A 12218-nucleotide genomic window follows, 5' to 3' on the forward strand; every position below is an offset into this window, starting at 1 on the left:
GACACGATCGCACCGTGGCGTGTCGGCCAGCCCGTCACTGCCGGGCTGGTGGCCCAGTGGCTGCGCCGCGAATTTACCGGACTTGCACTCGGGCTGGCCGAATTGGCCAAGTGCTGGAAATTCCGCCGGCCAGAACCGAGGCAAGCTCCAGCAGCAACCGGGTAACGCCGCTTCTGCGGCCTTGCTCGTACGCTTCATCGCAATCACCGTCTCGTTTGTCACTCCACGATCGCTCTGCTACGCGCGGTCGCGGAGGGCATNCGAGTGTCTAAAGTTGAGTAAGGATATTGCGACAGAAGCTGCCAGCAAGTTTCCGTCCAATACCCGTTGCCGCACCGTCCATTCGATCGCCTACGGTGCCACCCGTCCCGAGATCACCCGCAAGCTCAAGAACCCGGTCGAACCGCCCCATCAGCTGGCCTTGCGTTATCGCCTGGGGCCGGTTCGCCTGCCCACGACCATCGGCAAGGACCTGGAGCTGAGCGCGAGTAAGGTCGCACGGATGGTGATGGACGGCGCGGCGCGCTTCTGCCGCTCTGCCCAGGGCGAGCCGCTCGCCTGGCATATCCCCGTGGAGCCGATCATCCGGGAAGAGGAAGCCGAGCACCTGCGTGAATCGCTGCTTCCGCATGTCCGACGGCTGTGGAAGGAATACTGTGACCCGGCGGCGCCGTCGGCCATCACCCATGACGTCTACGTGAAGCTATGGGAGCGAAGCCGCCCGACAATCGGCGCCGACTTCATCCTGTTCGACGAAGCCCAGGACGCCGACGGCCTGATGCTGTCGGTGTTGCGCGCCCAACAGGCGCAGGTGGTTTATGTCGGCGATCCGTACCAGCAGATCTACGAATGGCGCGGCGCGGTCAATGCGATGGATCACATTCGAGCGCGCGAGCGTTCGCTCACCGAATCGTTCCGGTTCGGTCCGGCCATCGCCCAGCTGGCCAGCCGTGTGCTCGGCCTGATGGAAGAGGACGTGCCCGTTCGTGGACAGGAGCACATCGAGTCGCGGATTCTGCACGACTCCACGCCCAGGCACGATCGCTTCGACGCCATCTTGTGCCGCAAGAATGCCACGGTGTTGACCCACCTTGCTCAAGGCATTGCCCGCGGCGACAAAGTGGCCGTGCGCGCCAATGTCGACGAACTGAAGGCGTTCGCCGACGGTGCCGAGCTGCTGATGCGCGGCCAGCGCATCGGCTATCCCGCCTCCCTGGCACTGTTCGAGACCTGGGATGAGGTTCAGGAGTATGCCGAGTCGTTTGCCGGCAGGGACCTGCAGCCATTGGTGAAGCTGATCGACAACGAAGGGGTCGATTACCTGCGCCTCATCCTCTCTCGCGTTTCGCCCGAAACCGAGGCCGACTACATCGTCAGTACCGTGCATCGGGCCAAGGGCCTCGAGTGGGACCGTGTTCACCTCGCAGGCGACTTCAAGTTCAAGACCAACGACGAAGGCGACCTGAGCATGTCGCAGGAAGAAATGCGGCTGCTGTATGTCGCGATGACCCGGGCCAAGGTTCTGCTCGACATAAGCGAAATTCGCCGCGATCTGTACACCATGTTCCGTGACGCCGGCGTTTAGGAGAAGCCCATGATCAGCGTGCGTGTTGGCAACAGCGAGTTGCCACTTGAAGATGTGTTGGAAAACCCAGGTCGGCATGCCCGGCTCTTGGAACGCGCAAAGACCACCCAAGGCTTTGCCGAGTGCGGTTGCACGGCCGGACGGCTGCGACCCAAGCTGGTCATTCGCCGCCATCGCGAGATCTTCCTGCTCGCCCGCTGGCCCGAGCAGGCGCAATTGCACGGCGACAGCTGCCCCTTCCAGCGTCGCAATACCGGCAAGGGTGGCACCGGCTCCGAACAAGACCCCTTCCGCTTCCGCAACGGTGCGCGGGATATCCGGCTCGACGCGAGTCTCAAGATCAGCAGCCGCACACCGACAAAGCCGGTGAAATCGCACCCCGAGGGAGAATCGAAGAAACCGCAGCGCCGCACCGCCGGCCTGCTCGCCTTCCTGGAATTCGCGTGGGAACAGGCAGGTCTGAACCTCTGGACCGGGTCTGGCGGACGGGGCTGGAGCGCTTGCTGGTCCCAGCTGAGCGCCGAGCTGGCGGACTGCCGCATCAACAACCGGCCCGCCGACCAGGCGCTCCATATCGTGGAACGATGGGATCCCTCGCGCAAAGCCGAGATCCTGGCAGAGCAGGATGCCTGGCTGGCAAGGCTCACGCCCGCTGCAACGGGCAGTCTGCGGGGCCTGCTGATCGCTGAGGTTGCGGCGCACGAGCCATCGCAATTTGGAGCGAAATTCGTCCTCCGGCAAACGCAGTTGAGGTGCTTCATGAGCAGCGCGCTATACGAGCGCCTGCAGCGCTCCTACGGTCCGGCGCTCGCCGGTGCCGGCCAGCCGAATCAGCGGTGTGTCGCCATGCTACTGGTTGAGAAGCCGGCAGACAGGAACTACCTCACCCTTGTGGACGGCGCGGCGATGCTGACGAACGCGCAATTTCTGCCCTGCGACTCCACCTATGAAGTGGCCATGGCGGACCACCTGGTCGCGCTGCGCCGTGCTTTCCGGAAGCCGCTGCGCCACATCGGCAACGCACCTGTTCACCCGGATTTCGTGCTGACCGACACAACAGCGGAGGTCATCGTCGAGGTTCTTGGGCTCACTGGCAACCCCGAGTACGACGCAAGGATGGCGTCCAAGCGCGAGCACTACCGCGCCGCCGGCGTGTCCATGATTGAGTGGGACGCGCCCACCCAGGCGCTGGACTCGGTCCAGTTGCCGCAGCGGGCGGCGAAGCGCTCGGAGGTGGCCCATGAAGGCTGACGACGCAGCGCTCACCGACGAGCTGTTCCACCAGGCCGTCGAGCTGGTCCACCAGCACCGCGCGGCGTCCACCGCGCTTATCCAGCGACATCTGCGGGTCGGCTGGCGTGCTGCCGAAGCACTGCTGGAACGGATGGCGGCCGAGACCATGGTGGTTCGCAAGATGCAGAACGGCCTATATCTCTACATCCAGGGCCCCATTGGCGAGGAACTTGCGCGCCTGACCGGCTTCACACAGGAGGTGTTGAGCGCGCTCACCACGGATCGTGTCGACGCAGATCAGCTTCGCGCGGCCGCCATCCGACATGGGCTTGCAGAAGAGGCGAAGGTCTCCGCGCGTTGCGGCGACGCATGCGCCTGCGCAACGCTGTTCGAGTTCCCGGTCGTGTGCTTCAGGCCAAGTTCGGCTGGGTGCTGAGGGCCAGGCGAAACCCGGCTTCCCCGTCCTTGACTTGTCTGTTTGCGGGCTACGCTGGATCGCATCCCAGTTCAAGCAACCCAAGCGCGAGCGCCTGCATGAAGGCGTCGCGAGGCGAGGAGATTCGATCATGCCCCTCTTCAACGTAAAACTCGTTTATCGCGCCGTCATTCAAGCGGATGACGCCGAAGCGGCGCTGGCCATCGCCAGGCGCCACCGTCGGGACATCGAGGGCGATTGCGCCGAGCCACGCTACGACTTGGCCGGCACCGTGCGCGCACTTGGCGACCTCAAGGATGGCTGGACCGAGTCCGATACCCCGTACGGTAGCGACGGGTCCGCTTCCATTGGCCTGCTGCTCGCGGCGGAATGCCCACCGGAACGCGACACCCGTACCATCGACATGTTCGAGGACGTTCCAGCATGAGCGATAACACCCGCATCGAGTGGGCAGACCACACCTGGAATCCGTGGGAAGGCTGCCAGAAGGTCGGGCCGGGCTGCGACCACTGCTATGCCGAGGCGCGCAATGCCCGGTTTGCCGGCGGCACCGCCATCAACTGGGGTCCCGGCGCGCCGCGGCGGCGCACCTCGGCAGCCAGCTGGCGCAAGCCGCTGCTGTGGAATGCCCGACATGCAGCGTTTGCGGCCCTCCATGGCCGCCGGCAACGCGTCTTCTGCGCGAGCCTGGCCGACGTGTTCGACAACACGGTACCGCTGGAATGGTTCGTCGACGTGCTGGAAGTCTGGCGCCAGACCCCGAACCTCGACAAGCTAGTCCTGACCAAGCGGATTGGCAATGCGAGGCGTCGGCTTGAGCAAGCGCTGGAATACCTTTCGGCAACGGGCGACCGCGGCGGCAGCGAGACGGTGCAGTGGCTCGCCAGCTGGCTGCAAGGTAGCGCTCCCGTCGATGTATGGCTCGGCGCCACCGTGGTCAATCAACTCGAGGCCGACCGCGACATCCCGAAGCTATTGAGCGTCCCGGCAAGCATGCGATTTCTATCAATGGAGCCGCTCCTGGGCCCCGTCGACGTGTTCTCAGCATCCGACCCCTCAATCGACTGGATCATCGTGGGTGGCGAGAGCGGATCCAGCGCGCGACCAATGCATCCGGATTGGCCTCGTTCCCTGCGAGATCAGTGCGCTGCAGCTGGAGTGCCGTTCCTCTTCAAACAGCACGGCGAATGGGCGCCAGGCTCCGGCGATTTCGGGGCTGGCCGTTACGAGACTGCGGCAGTGTCACGGGACGGCCGCGTGGTGCGCGGTGGATTCGAAGCCGCCGGCTACCCGGCTGGCGCTTCCAGTGCTGACGGCTGGTCGATGGTCCACCGCGCGGGTAAGCGTCAAGCCGGCCGTCTACTCGACGGCGTGCGGCACGATGATTTTCCGATCAGCAGCGCCGATATCGCACAAGCCTGTCGGCAGGTCCTTTACAAGGAGACCGCCTGACGCGGTCGCCTTTCAATCTTGCACTCAACCAAGGAAGCAATGCAGCATTTTGACAACGACCCCTCCGAGTACCCCGAGCCGGAGACCGTCCTCGCCATCCGGGGCGCGATCGCCACCGGCAGGATGGGAGGGCCTATGGGTGAGCCTGGTCACTGGCTCAACGAATTCTGGCAAATCGGCCGCGCCCTTCGCGAGCACAGCGAAATGCTTCAGGGCTTCCAGGGCACGGCCCGCCGCGGCCTGCTTTCCACCTCCACGCGCTACCTGGCGATCAACGAGCCGGTATTCGAGCAGCCCGACGAGCTTTGATGACGGCCGGCTGGCGGCGCAGGGCATAATTCCGGCTTTTCCACCCCGGATCCCGCCATGCCAACCGGCCTGCTGAACTGCGCCCACTGCGATGGCGCCCCCCTATTCATTGCCGGCCGCCTGCAGGCCGTCGTCTGCGAGGAGTGCGGCGTTTCAACGCCGCCGGTCCGCCTCGAATCCACCGACAGCGACACGGCGTTCGCGCAGCTGCGCGCCATCTGGAACACCCGTGTGGAACACCGGCCTGCCGATGCGCAAACCATCTCCATGCTTGCCCGGCGGGAACTGACCGCCTCCGATATCCCCTATTTCCTGAACCTGCTCGCCTCCACAACGGGCGACTGGACGTCGAACGGGCCGAAGTTCGCGGCCAGGGCCGCGGCGCTGGCACGGCCAGGCGTCAATTTCAAGCACGTCTCGCCTCCCGAAACGGTGCTGGAAGATGCCGGCCGGTACCGTAAGCTGGTGCGCCGCTCGAAGGTCATCTATATAGATGGCGCGCCCATGGTCAGATTCGACCACGTCCCAGCACTGGCCGCTGCAATCGCCGAGGAAGCAAAGGAAGAGGATCCATGGCCCTTCCCCATCCTCGAGGAGTTTGTCGCCCGCGCTGTGGACAGCCTTCCGGATAGCGCCGAGCCTTGACTTCAGGATCGTTGCGGCAAGCTGGAATCTCGACTGCTCCGGAACATTCCATGCTGCGCACCTTAACCGCTTCCACCCTCGCCTTCGTCCTGTGCTTCTCCGCCGCGGACGCGAACGCGAGGGAATCATCGCCTTCCGCATGCCCGCAGGTCTTCGCCGACGGCCGCGCCCCTGCGATCGCCAGGAGTGCCGACAACCGCCTCCTCTGCTACCGCGCCTATGCGGCCCTGCATTCCGCTCGGACGCGCACGGCCGTCTGGTCGGCAGAGCACCTGACCCGGGCGGCAGTGGATGCGGCCCGTGAACTGCCGCGCGACAGCGACTTCTACGAGGAGCCGAGGCTTTCCCGCAACGAGCGAGCCAGTCTGGCCGACTACGGGCGCGGCGCCGGGTTCGACCGGGGACACCGCGCGCCCAGCGGCGATTTCGGCGATAAGGAATCGCAGGCGGAGAGCTTCAGCCTTGCGAACGTCATGCCGCAGCATCCGTTCTCCAACCGGCGGACATGGAGCCACATCGAGACTTCAACCCGGCGCCTGGTGCGCAAGGTCGGCGCCGCCTACGTCGTCACAGGCCCCGCATTCATCCGGGACGCCGGCACGCTGCGAGGCCGCATCCGTATCCCGGACTTCGTCTGGAAGGCCATCTATGTACCCGGGATGGGCGCCGCCGCCTACATCGCGCGGAACGACGCGACCCCGGCCTACAGCGCCGTGAGCATCGGCGAGCTGGCTCACTTTGTCGGCGTGGATCCGTTTCCGTCGCTGCCGGAAGCGATGCGCATGAACCCGTTGGACTTGCCCCCACCCACACCGCACCCCGGCGAGCGCGCGGCTAGGAAGGTCTCTCTCGCGTGGCTGGCGAGCGCCGAGGTGGCCACTGCAGTGCCGGCGGCAGAGCCACTGCAGAAGCTTGCCAGGACGGCGAGCACCATGGTGGCACTGGCTGCGGCTTACGCTCGATAGGCTTGCGCCAGCACAGCGCGCCGCCCAGTGGGGGATGAGATCGCCGGTCCTTCGTGCAAAGCGAAATCAGGGATTCAGCGCCTCCTTGAATTTCTGGCCTGCCTTGAACTTCACGGTCTTGGCAGCCTCAACCTTGATTTCTTCACCAGTACGCGGATTGCGCGCCATGCGCTCAGCACGTTCACCCTTGCTGAAAGAGCCGAAGCCGGTCAGGCTTAGCGTATCGCCCCGGGCTACTGCCTCCATGATCGAATTCAGGGTGACATTCAGCGCCTGCTCGGCTTTGACCTTCGTAAGACCCTCCACTCCCGCTGCAATAGCGTCAATCAGTTCCGCTTTTGTCATGCATTTCTCCTAAAGGTGCATGCGATGGGTTGAAAGGGCAACATACCATTTCCCGACATGCACTCCCGGCAAAAGCGTAACGAATACCGCTGGCTTTCCGAGATTATGGAGTAAGCATGCTTACACCTACCGCTAGGGCATCTTGTGTTCGGAAGTGCAGCCAGGAGTCGCGCGTTCAATCAGCGTTTGCGAGGAGCCGATAGAGCTTCGCGCGCGAGATCCCCAGGTCCCGCGCGGCCATCGCCTTGTTGCCATCCGCTGCGACGATGGCGGCCTTGATCTCAGCCACCGTTGGTTCCTTCTGAGCCAGGTTTAATTGCGTGGAATAGGTCGAAAGGTAGGCGTTCGCCTTTGTCGCCCGGCTGTGTCCGGCTGCCTCCACCACCTTTCGCATCGCTTCCCTGTGAGCCTCGACGTCAACCACCCGTCCGCCGCCCTTCACCGCGGCCGCTTGTCCGCTTTCTCGCTCGTACATCTGTTGCAGGAACTGGTGGCGCAGCCCATGCGCTGTCACACCAGCACCGCCCTTGGTGACGCCATGCTTTTCCAGAACGGTATAGAAGCGCCTGCGCCAGCGGTTCTGCGTGAACGAAGCCGGGATCAGCGTGCCCCGCTCGGGGTTCGTGGCATGGGCCAGCGTTGCGGCTTGCCCCAGAACGTCGTACTGCCAGCTGAACTCGATCGGCACACGCCGAGGCCTACCACCCTTGGTGCCGTCATGAACGTGCAGCATCCCTGAGGGGAGTACATCGAGGGCCGGACGCAGACGCCAGCTTTCCTTGGCACGTAGCCCGAAGGCGGCTTCCAGTTTGAGTTGCAGCGCGACATGCACATCGGTCCGCGCTATCTCTGCAATCAGTGCCGCTGCATCGATACCCTTTCCTTCCCAGGACCGATCTTCGCGTGCCACATAGCCGCGCACGTAACCGTCGGGCCTCACTACGTAATCCTCGATCTTGCCTACCATGCCGGCCTTGCCCATCCAGGAGGCGAACGCACGCAGATGCGTCAAGCGCAGCTCCACGGTCCCCACGTTCAGCTTGCGGTCCTCAACCCAGTGCCGCACCAGCCAGGCGATGTGCTTCTGCCTGATGCTGTAGGGCGATGTCACTGCCATGCCGCCGACCCGCCGCAACTCCACAAACATGGCCAGGAGCGCCTGAATCCGTTGACGCTGCGACATCTGCGACAGGAAGCGCCCGCTCACGCGCGTGCCGCTATGCGGCAAATGGAGATGATCTGCGGCAAGAACGGCGAGCTCGTCCTTGAACCGCTCCGGTAGGTCGTAGTGATCAATGACGGCACGGAGGTTGATAGTCTTTCTCATTCCCTACTCCGATTGCGCCGCACGTTGCATGCGCCAGTTTCAACAGGCATGGCCGACCCCGATTCGGACATGCTGCTTGAGTGCACCGGGATACCACCCCCGGCTTGCCGGCCCACTCTGGCCGGTCCTACCCACCACCTTCCTGTCCTTTAGCGATGCCAAACCGATCAGCCCTGAGCATGGAAGCAATGCGTCGTGACTGTCCGCTGCACAAGCGCGCCGGCCTTCGCCAGTACGCCGCTGCGCGGCCACCCTATCCGGATGCATCTCGCGATGCGGGGCGATGCCGCACCAGGATTGCGTCCTGATGCCGACGGCCTGCCGTGATGGGTGATTACCTGATGCGCTGTTCTGGTTCCGGTAGCGCCTCCCGGGTCGAAATTGCTCAGAAGCTCGCGTCCACCGTATTTCCGGTGCGCATACAGCTCCCCGCCCCAAAGCCAGATCATCTCCGCCGCGTTGTATCGGGCTTCGTGATCCGCGCCCAGCCTGGTGGCTGAAAGGACGTCGGGCATTGGCGTAGATTCCACAGAGCACCTGTCCGGTGTCCGGCTTCGGAATTGTCCGCACTACGGTCTATTTTCACGAACAGACCGCCAATCGGCTTGGTATCGCGGTGTCCGGTGTCCTCACTATCCGACACGGTCCACTTGATTTGATTGAAAAAAATGCCGGGAAAATTTCCGGCTTGGACAACTGGTGTCCGCAAGCCCTCGCTAAGGAGGTTTTGGGACTTTCATTGCCGCGCAAATGGCGGCGAGGTCGATGCGTCGGGGACGCGGTAGGTGCTCGAAGGATAAACCAGCGACCCGCAGCGTTGCAATGTTTGAGGGTGCAAATTCGGGAGATTTTGGCGACTTGACTTTGACTTGGCGAAGGTAGAGTCAGCTATGTCGATGTGCCACGACGTCCGACTGAGTTGACGCGGGACCGAGTAAGTCCCACCAAGTGCCAGATGATTCCAACGCCTTGCAGCGAGTCATTGGCACATGGCGCGCCCGAGACCGACTGTCTCCCAGAATCAGGTACCAAGTGCCACTTACTGGGACATGGGACGTAGCAGCACATCGTAGCCGCCCATCACCCATTTCCTCTAGGAGAAGAGCAATGAAGATCTCGACCGCCGCTATCGACGTTGGCTATGGCAACACGAAGTCCGCCTTTCCCCTCGGTTCGGAGATCGCAACCAACATGTTTCCCTCGCTGGCTCCGGTTGCGGCCACGTCCTCTCTCACCACGCACGCTGGCGGCATGTTTCGGGCGCGCAATGTCGTCAACGTCGAGATCGACGGCGCGCGGTACGAAGTCGGCCCCGATGTTTCGCTAAGTGCCGCGCACGTCAATACTGGTCGCTCGCTGTCCGAAGACTATGTGACGACGCCCAACTATGCCGCCCTGCTCGCCGGCTCGCTGCATTACGCCAACGCCTCCGAAGTGGACCGCCTTGTCCTCGGCCTGCCGGTGCATAACACGCACAAGTACGCTGCGTTCCTCAAGGACCGCTTCACCGGCACCCACAATTTTGGTTGGGGGAATGTTCAGATCAACAGCGTGCTGCCGCTACCGCAGCCCCTGGGCACGTTGATCACCTACATCCAGCAAAGCGGCAACAAGTACGATCCGGACAACGCCTACCTGGTCATCGATGTCGGCTACTTTACGACCGACTGGGTTGTGGCCCGCGGCTACACCATGGACGACACCCGCAGCGGGGGCGCGCCTGGCGGTGCGGCCCGCATCTACCAGCAGGTGGCCAGCCTGATTTCTGCCGACCGTGGGCAGCCCACGGACAGCATCGAACGCATCGACAAGGCCATCCGGGACGCAAAGCCGATGGTGTTCTATGGCCAGGATCTCGACGTGTCGCCCTATCTCGCCGAGGCGATGGCCGTCACCAATCAGCCGGTCAAGGAAATCCAGGCGCGCGTCGGCCGCCCCGAGGATATCCGGGCCATCATCCTGACTGGTGGTGGTGCCCAGCTCTACGCACCGACAATCCGCGCTGCATTCCCGCTGAATGTCATTCACATCATGGACGCCCCTTGCTTCGCCAACGTCCGCGGCTTCTTCTCCATCGGTTCCGCCAAGCAAGTTGCCAAGGCAGCCTGAGGACAGCCGCCATGGACAAGCTACAGATGACCGTGACGCTGTCCGCCGACTCGACTCCAGAACTGCTTGCATACCTGCGGCAGTACACGGGAGCGAGGGAGCGGTCGTTCATGCTCAGGCTGCTCGCGCAACGCGGGCTGCAGCAGGTTCTCAGCGCTGGTCCGGATGCGCTGCTGCGGCCGCTATCGCCAGCCCCCGCCTCTACCGTTACCCCGGCAGCGTCGCCGGGTAGCTGGAGACCGGATCTACCTGACCGGGTGCCGGACAGGCCTGTTGGGTTGATAGCCCCTGCGGAGACGCCAGCTGCTGAAGCATCACCGCCGGCGTCACTGGTGCCTGCGATGGGTCCGGGGGCCACGCCCGTATCGGTCCCCACGACGGGTAGCCCGGACCCCCTTGCGGGTCTCGATCTTGGCGCCCTCAATGAGGCTATGGCACGATTCGAGTAATCGATATCCCCATTGAACAAGCTTGACAAGCGTCCTCCCGATGGCAAGCTTGTCTTGTCGGCAACAACAACTGAGGAACCGAACCATGTTCGAATACCTTTCCACCAATCACGAAATCAACCGCTTTGTCTTCACGGTCCTCATCGGCTGGTGCGTGTGGGAAGCCCTTCTGGTGCTCTACAAGGGCGCCAGGACCCGCAAGCGACGTTGACTCGCTGATTCACGCAGAATCGGGATAGGGGCAGGCCTCGCGGCCTGCCTCCTCCCACGCCACCGTGCATACGGGTCCGTACACGGCGGTTCGGATCAGTTGATCGGCGATGGACCCAGCGACGGAAGGCCCAACGAGCGGAAGTAACGATTCGGCAGCGCCTTGTTCAGTGCCGGGCTGTGGCTTAGGCGCCAGGCACCGTGGGGCGAACCCGCCGTTTGTGCGGCAAGGTTCCGGTCCACGCCTCGCGCAACTAGCTCCCGGAATCGGGTCCGGCCACGCTTCCACTGCTTCCAGAAGAAGCAGCGCAGGCGGCGTCGGGTCCATTCATCCAGTTGCTTGAGCACGCTGGGCGTTTCACAGAAACCAAAGTAGCCACGCCAGCCCGTCAGATATCGTTTCAGCGTGCCGATCAACTGGTCGACGCTGATCCCGCGCGAGCGTTGCGTCAGTTCCCGGACCCGATCCTTGAAGCGGGCCAGGGCCTTGGGCGCAATGCGCCTTCTGACCTGCTCCCGCCCCAAGAAGGTAAAGCCCAGAAACTTCCGAGTGTGTGGCCGGGCGACCGCGCTCTTCGCCTCGTTGACCTTCAACTTCAGCTTGCTGGTGAGGAAGGCTTTCAGCCCACCCATCACCCGTTGGCCCGCGCGTTCGCTGCGCACGTAGACGTTACAGTCGTCTGCGTACCTCACGAAGCGCAGTCCGCGTCGCTCAAGTTCGCGGTCTAGATCGTCGAGCAACAGATTGGATAACAACGGTGACAGGGGGCCACCCTGCGGTGTCCCCTCGTCCGTTGCGCCAACCAGCCCGCTTTCCAGCACACCCGCCGTCAGGAAGGAGCGGATCAGCTTCAGGACGCGCCTGTCGCTGACCCGCCTAGCCACCCTGCTCATCAGGATATCGTGGTTCACGCGATCGAAGGAAACCACCACAGACTACCCCTCTCCACCACGTTCCTGAATCTGTTGTCATCACACGATCCGGCCACCCGTTCGAGGGCCGGCGCCTCCAGGTCATCAGCCGACGGCAACGGGCCGGCCGATTGCACCTTCTGCTGACACTCCCCGACCAATCACGCGGACTCATTCCCGCCGACTGGACCGATTTCGCCGCCGGCTCCGGCAGCGTTCCGGCAAGTACTCCCGCTCTAGC

Annotated in this window: 14 protein-coding genes; 11 read left to right on the plus strand and 3 right to left on the minus strand. The window is 63.5% G+C overall.

Translation table 11 applies throughout. The features are described 5' to 3' along the window. The first annotated feature begins 274 nt into the window (after positions 1 to 274). The 8 genes from A3A5_RS0137245 to A3A5_RS0137280 all read left to right on the plus strand — a co-directional run bounded on the left by A3A5_RS0137245 (position 275) and on the right by A3A5_RS0137280 (position 6625). On the plus strand, positions 275 to 1585 hold the full coding sequence (locus A3A5_RS0137245) for a 3'-5' exonuclease (RefSeq protein WP_018315508.1): 1311 nt from the start codon (positions 275 to 277) through the stop codon (positions 1583 to 1585). A gap of 9 nt (positions 1586 to 1594) precedes the next feature. Continuing rightward, positions 1595 to 2836, plus strand: coding sequence for a DUF1173 family protein (locus A3A5_RS0137250; protein ID WP_018315509.1), 1242 nt, complete (start codon positions 1595 to 1597; stop codon positions 2834 to 2836). After that, complete coding sequence (locus A3A5_RS40130; RefSeq protein WP_018315510.1) at positions 2826 to 3254, plus strand: DNA translocase FtsK; 429 nt, start codon at positions 2826 to 2828, stop codon at positions 3252 to 3254. The genes A3A5_RS0137250 and A3A5_RS40130 overlap by 11 nt, the downstream gene beginning before the upstream one ends. Positions 3255 to 3384: 130 nt before the next feature. Next, the gene (locus tag A3A5_RS0137260; RefSeq protein ID WP_018315511.1) at positions 3385 to 3681 is read left to right on the plus strand and encodes a hypothetical protein; all 297 of its coding nucleotides are present in this window, start codon (positions 3385 to 3387) and stop codon (positions 3679 to 3681) included. After that, positions 3678 to 4706 carry a phage Gp37/Gp68 family protein gene (locus A3A5_RS0137265; RefSeq protein ID WP_018315512.1) on the plus strand — a complete coding sequence of 343 codons (1029 nt, stop codon included), beginning with the start codon at positions 3678 to 3680 and terminating at the stop codon, positions 4704 to 4706. The genes A3A5_RS0137260 and A3A5_RS0137265 overlap by 4 nt, the downstream gene beginning before the upstream one ends. Positions 4707 to 4745: 39 nt before the next feature. Next, a complete protein-coding gene (locus tag A3A5_RS0137270; protein WP_018315513.1) occupies positions 4746 to 5015 on the plus strand; it encodes a hypothetical protein in 270 nt (89 codons plus the stop codon). 57 nt (positions 5016 to 5072) lie between these two features. Further along, positions 5073 to 5660 (plus strand): hypothetical protein, encoded by a 588-nt coding sequence (locus tag A3A5_RS0137275; protein WP_018315514.1) that lies wholly within the window; start codon positions 5073 to 5075, stop codon positions 5658 to 5660. Positions 5661 to 5710: 50 nt separating this feature from the next. Further along, positions 5711 to 6625, plus strand: a complete 915-nt coding sequence (locus A3A5_RS0137280; RefSeq protein ID WP_018315515.1) for a DNA/RNA non-specific endonuclease — start codon at positions 5711 to 5713, stop codon at positions 6623 to 6625. Positions 6626 to 6691: 66 nt separating this feature from the next. Here A3A5_RS0137280 and A3A5_RS0137285 read toward each other — a convergent pair whose 3' ends face one another. Further along, entirely contained in the window at positions 6692 to 6970 is a 279-nt protein-coding gene (locus A3A5_RS0137285; protein WP_018315516.1) for an HU family DNA-binding protein, read from the minus strand. A gap of 175 nt (positions 6971 to 7145) precedes the next feature. Then, the gene (locus A3A5_RS0137290) at positions 7146 to 8297 is read right to left on the minus strand and encodes an integrase domain-containing protein (RefSeq protein WP_018315517.1); all 1152 of its coding nucleotides are present in this window, start codon (positions 8295 to 8297) and stop codon (positions 7146 to 7148) included. A 1107-nt stretch (positions 8298 to 9404) separates the two neighbouring features. Here A3A5_RS0137290 and A3A5_RS0137295 point away from each other — a divergent pair. Beyond that, positions 9405 to 10406, plus strand: coding sequence for a PRTRC system protein D (locus tag A3A5_RS0137295; RefSeq protein WP_018315518.1), 1002 nt, complete (start codon positions 9405 to 9407; stop codon positions 10404 to 10406). Between the two features lie 534 nt (positions 10407 to 10940). Continuing rightward, entirely contained in the window at positions 10941 to 11066 is a 126-nt protein-coding gene (locus A3A5_RS45495; RefSeq protein ID WP_018315520.1) for a hypothetical protein, read from the plus strand. A 95-nt stretch (positions 11067 to 11161) separates the two neighbouring features. Here the strand turns inward: A3A5_RS45495 and A3A5_RS0137310 are convergent, their stop codons facing one another. Continuing rightward, positions 11162 to 11998: a reverse transcriptase domain-containing protein gene (locus A3A5_RS0137310; protein ID WP_018315521.1), complete on the minus strand. Its 837-nt coding sequence runs from the start codon at positions 11996 to 11998 to the stop codon at positions 11162 to 11164. A 38-nt stretch (positions 11999 to 12036) separates the two neighbouring features. Between A3A5_RS0137310 and A3A5_RS45945 the strand changes: the two genes are divergently transcribed. After that, positions 12037 to 12218: DUF5372 family protein (locus A3A5_RS45945; RefSeq protein ID WP_198293211.1), on the plus strand; the 182-nt coding region annotated here is incomplete at its 3' end.

Origin of the sequence: Cupriavidus sp. UYPR2.512 (assembly GCF_000379565.1) — a bacterium.
GTDB lineage: Bacteria > Pseudomonadota > Gammaproteobacteria > Burkholderiales > Burkholderiaceae > Cupriavidus.

Coding starts and splice junctions, on each gene's coding strand:
- A3A5_RS0137270 (WP_018315513.1), top strand. CDS start 4,746: ATGCAGCATTTTGACAACGACCCCTCCGAGTACCCCGAGCCGGAGACC.
- A3A5_RS45495 (WP_018315520.1), top strand. CDS start 10,941: ATGTTCGAATACCTTTCCACCAATCACGAAATCAACCGCTTTGTCTTC.
- A3A5_RS0137295 (WP_018315518.1), top strand. CDS start 9,405: ATGAAGATCTCGACCGCCGCTATCGACGTTGGCTATGGCAACACGAAG.
- A3A5_RS0137250 (WP_018315509.1), top strand. CDS start 1,595: ATGATCAGCGTGCGTGTTGGCAACAGCGAGTTGCCACTTGAAGATGTG.
- A3A5_RS0137265 (WP_018315512.1), top strand. CDS start 3,678: ATGAGCGATAACACCCGCATCGAGTGGGCAGACCACACCTGGAATCCG.
- A3A5_RS0137280 (WP_018315515.1), top strand. CDS start 5,711: ATGCTGCGCACCTTAACCGCTTCCACCCTCGCCTTCGTCCTGTGCTTC.
- A3A5_RS40130 (WP_018315510.1), top strand. CDS start 2,826: ATGAAGGCTGACGACGCAGCGCTCACCGACGAGCTGTTCCACCAGGCC.
- A3A5_RS0137260 (WP_018315511.1), top strand. CDS start 3,385: ATGCCCCTCTTCAACGTAAAACTCGTTTATCGCGCCGTCATTCAAGCG.
- A3A5_RS0137290 (WP_018315517.1), bottom strand. CDS start 8,297: ATGAGAAAGACTATCAACCTCCGTGCCGTCATTGATCACTACGACCTA.
- A3A5_RS0137285 (WP_018315516.1), bottom strand. CDS start 6,970: ATGACAAAAGCGGAACTGATTGACGCTATTGCAGCGGGAGTGGAGGGT.
- A3A5_RS0137275 (WP_018315514.1), top strand. CDS start 5,073: ATGCCAACCGGCCTGCTGAACTGCGCCCACTGCGATGGCGCCCCCCTA.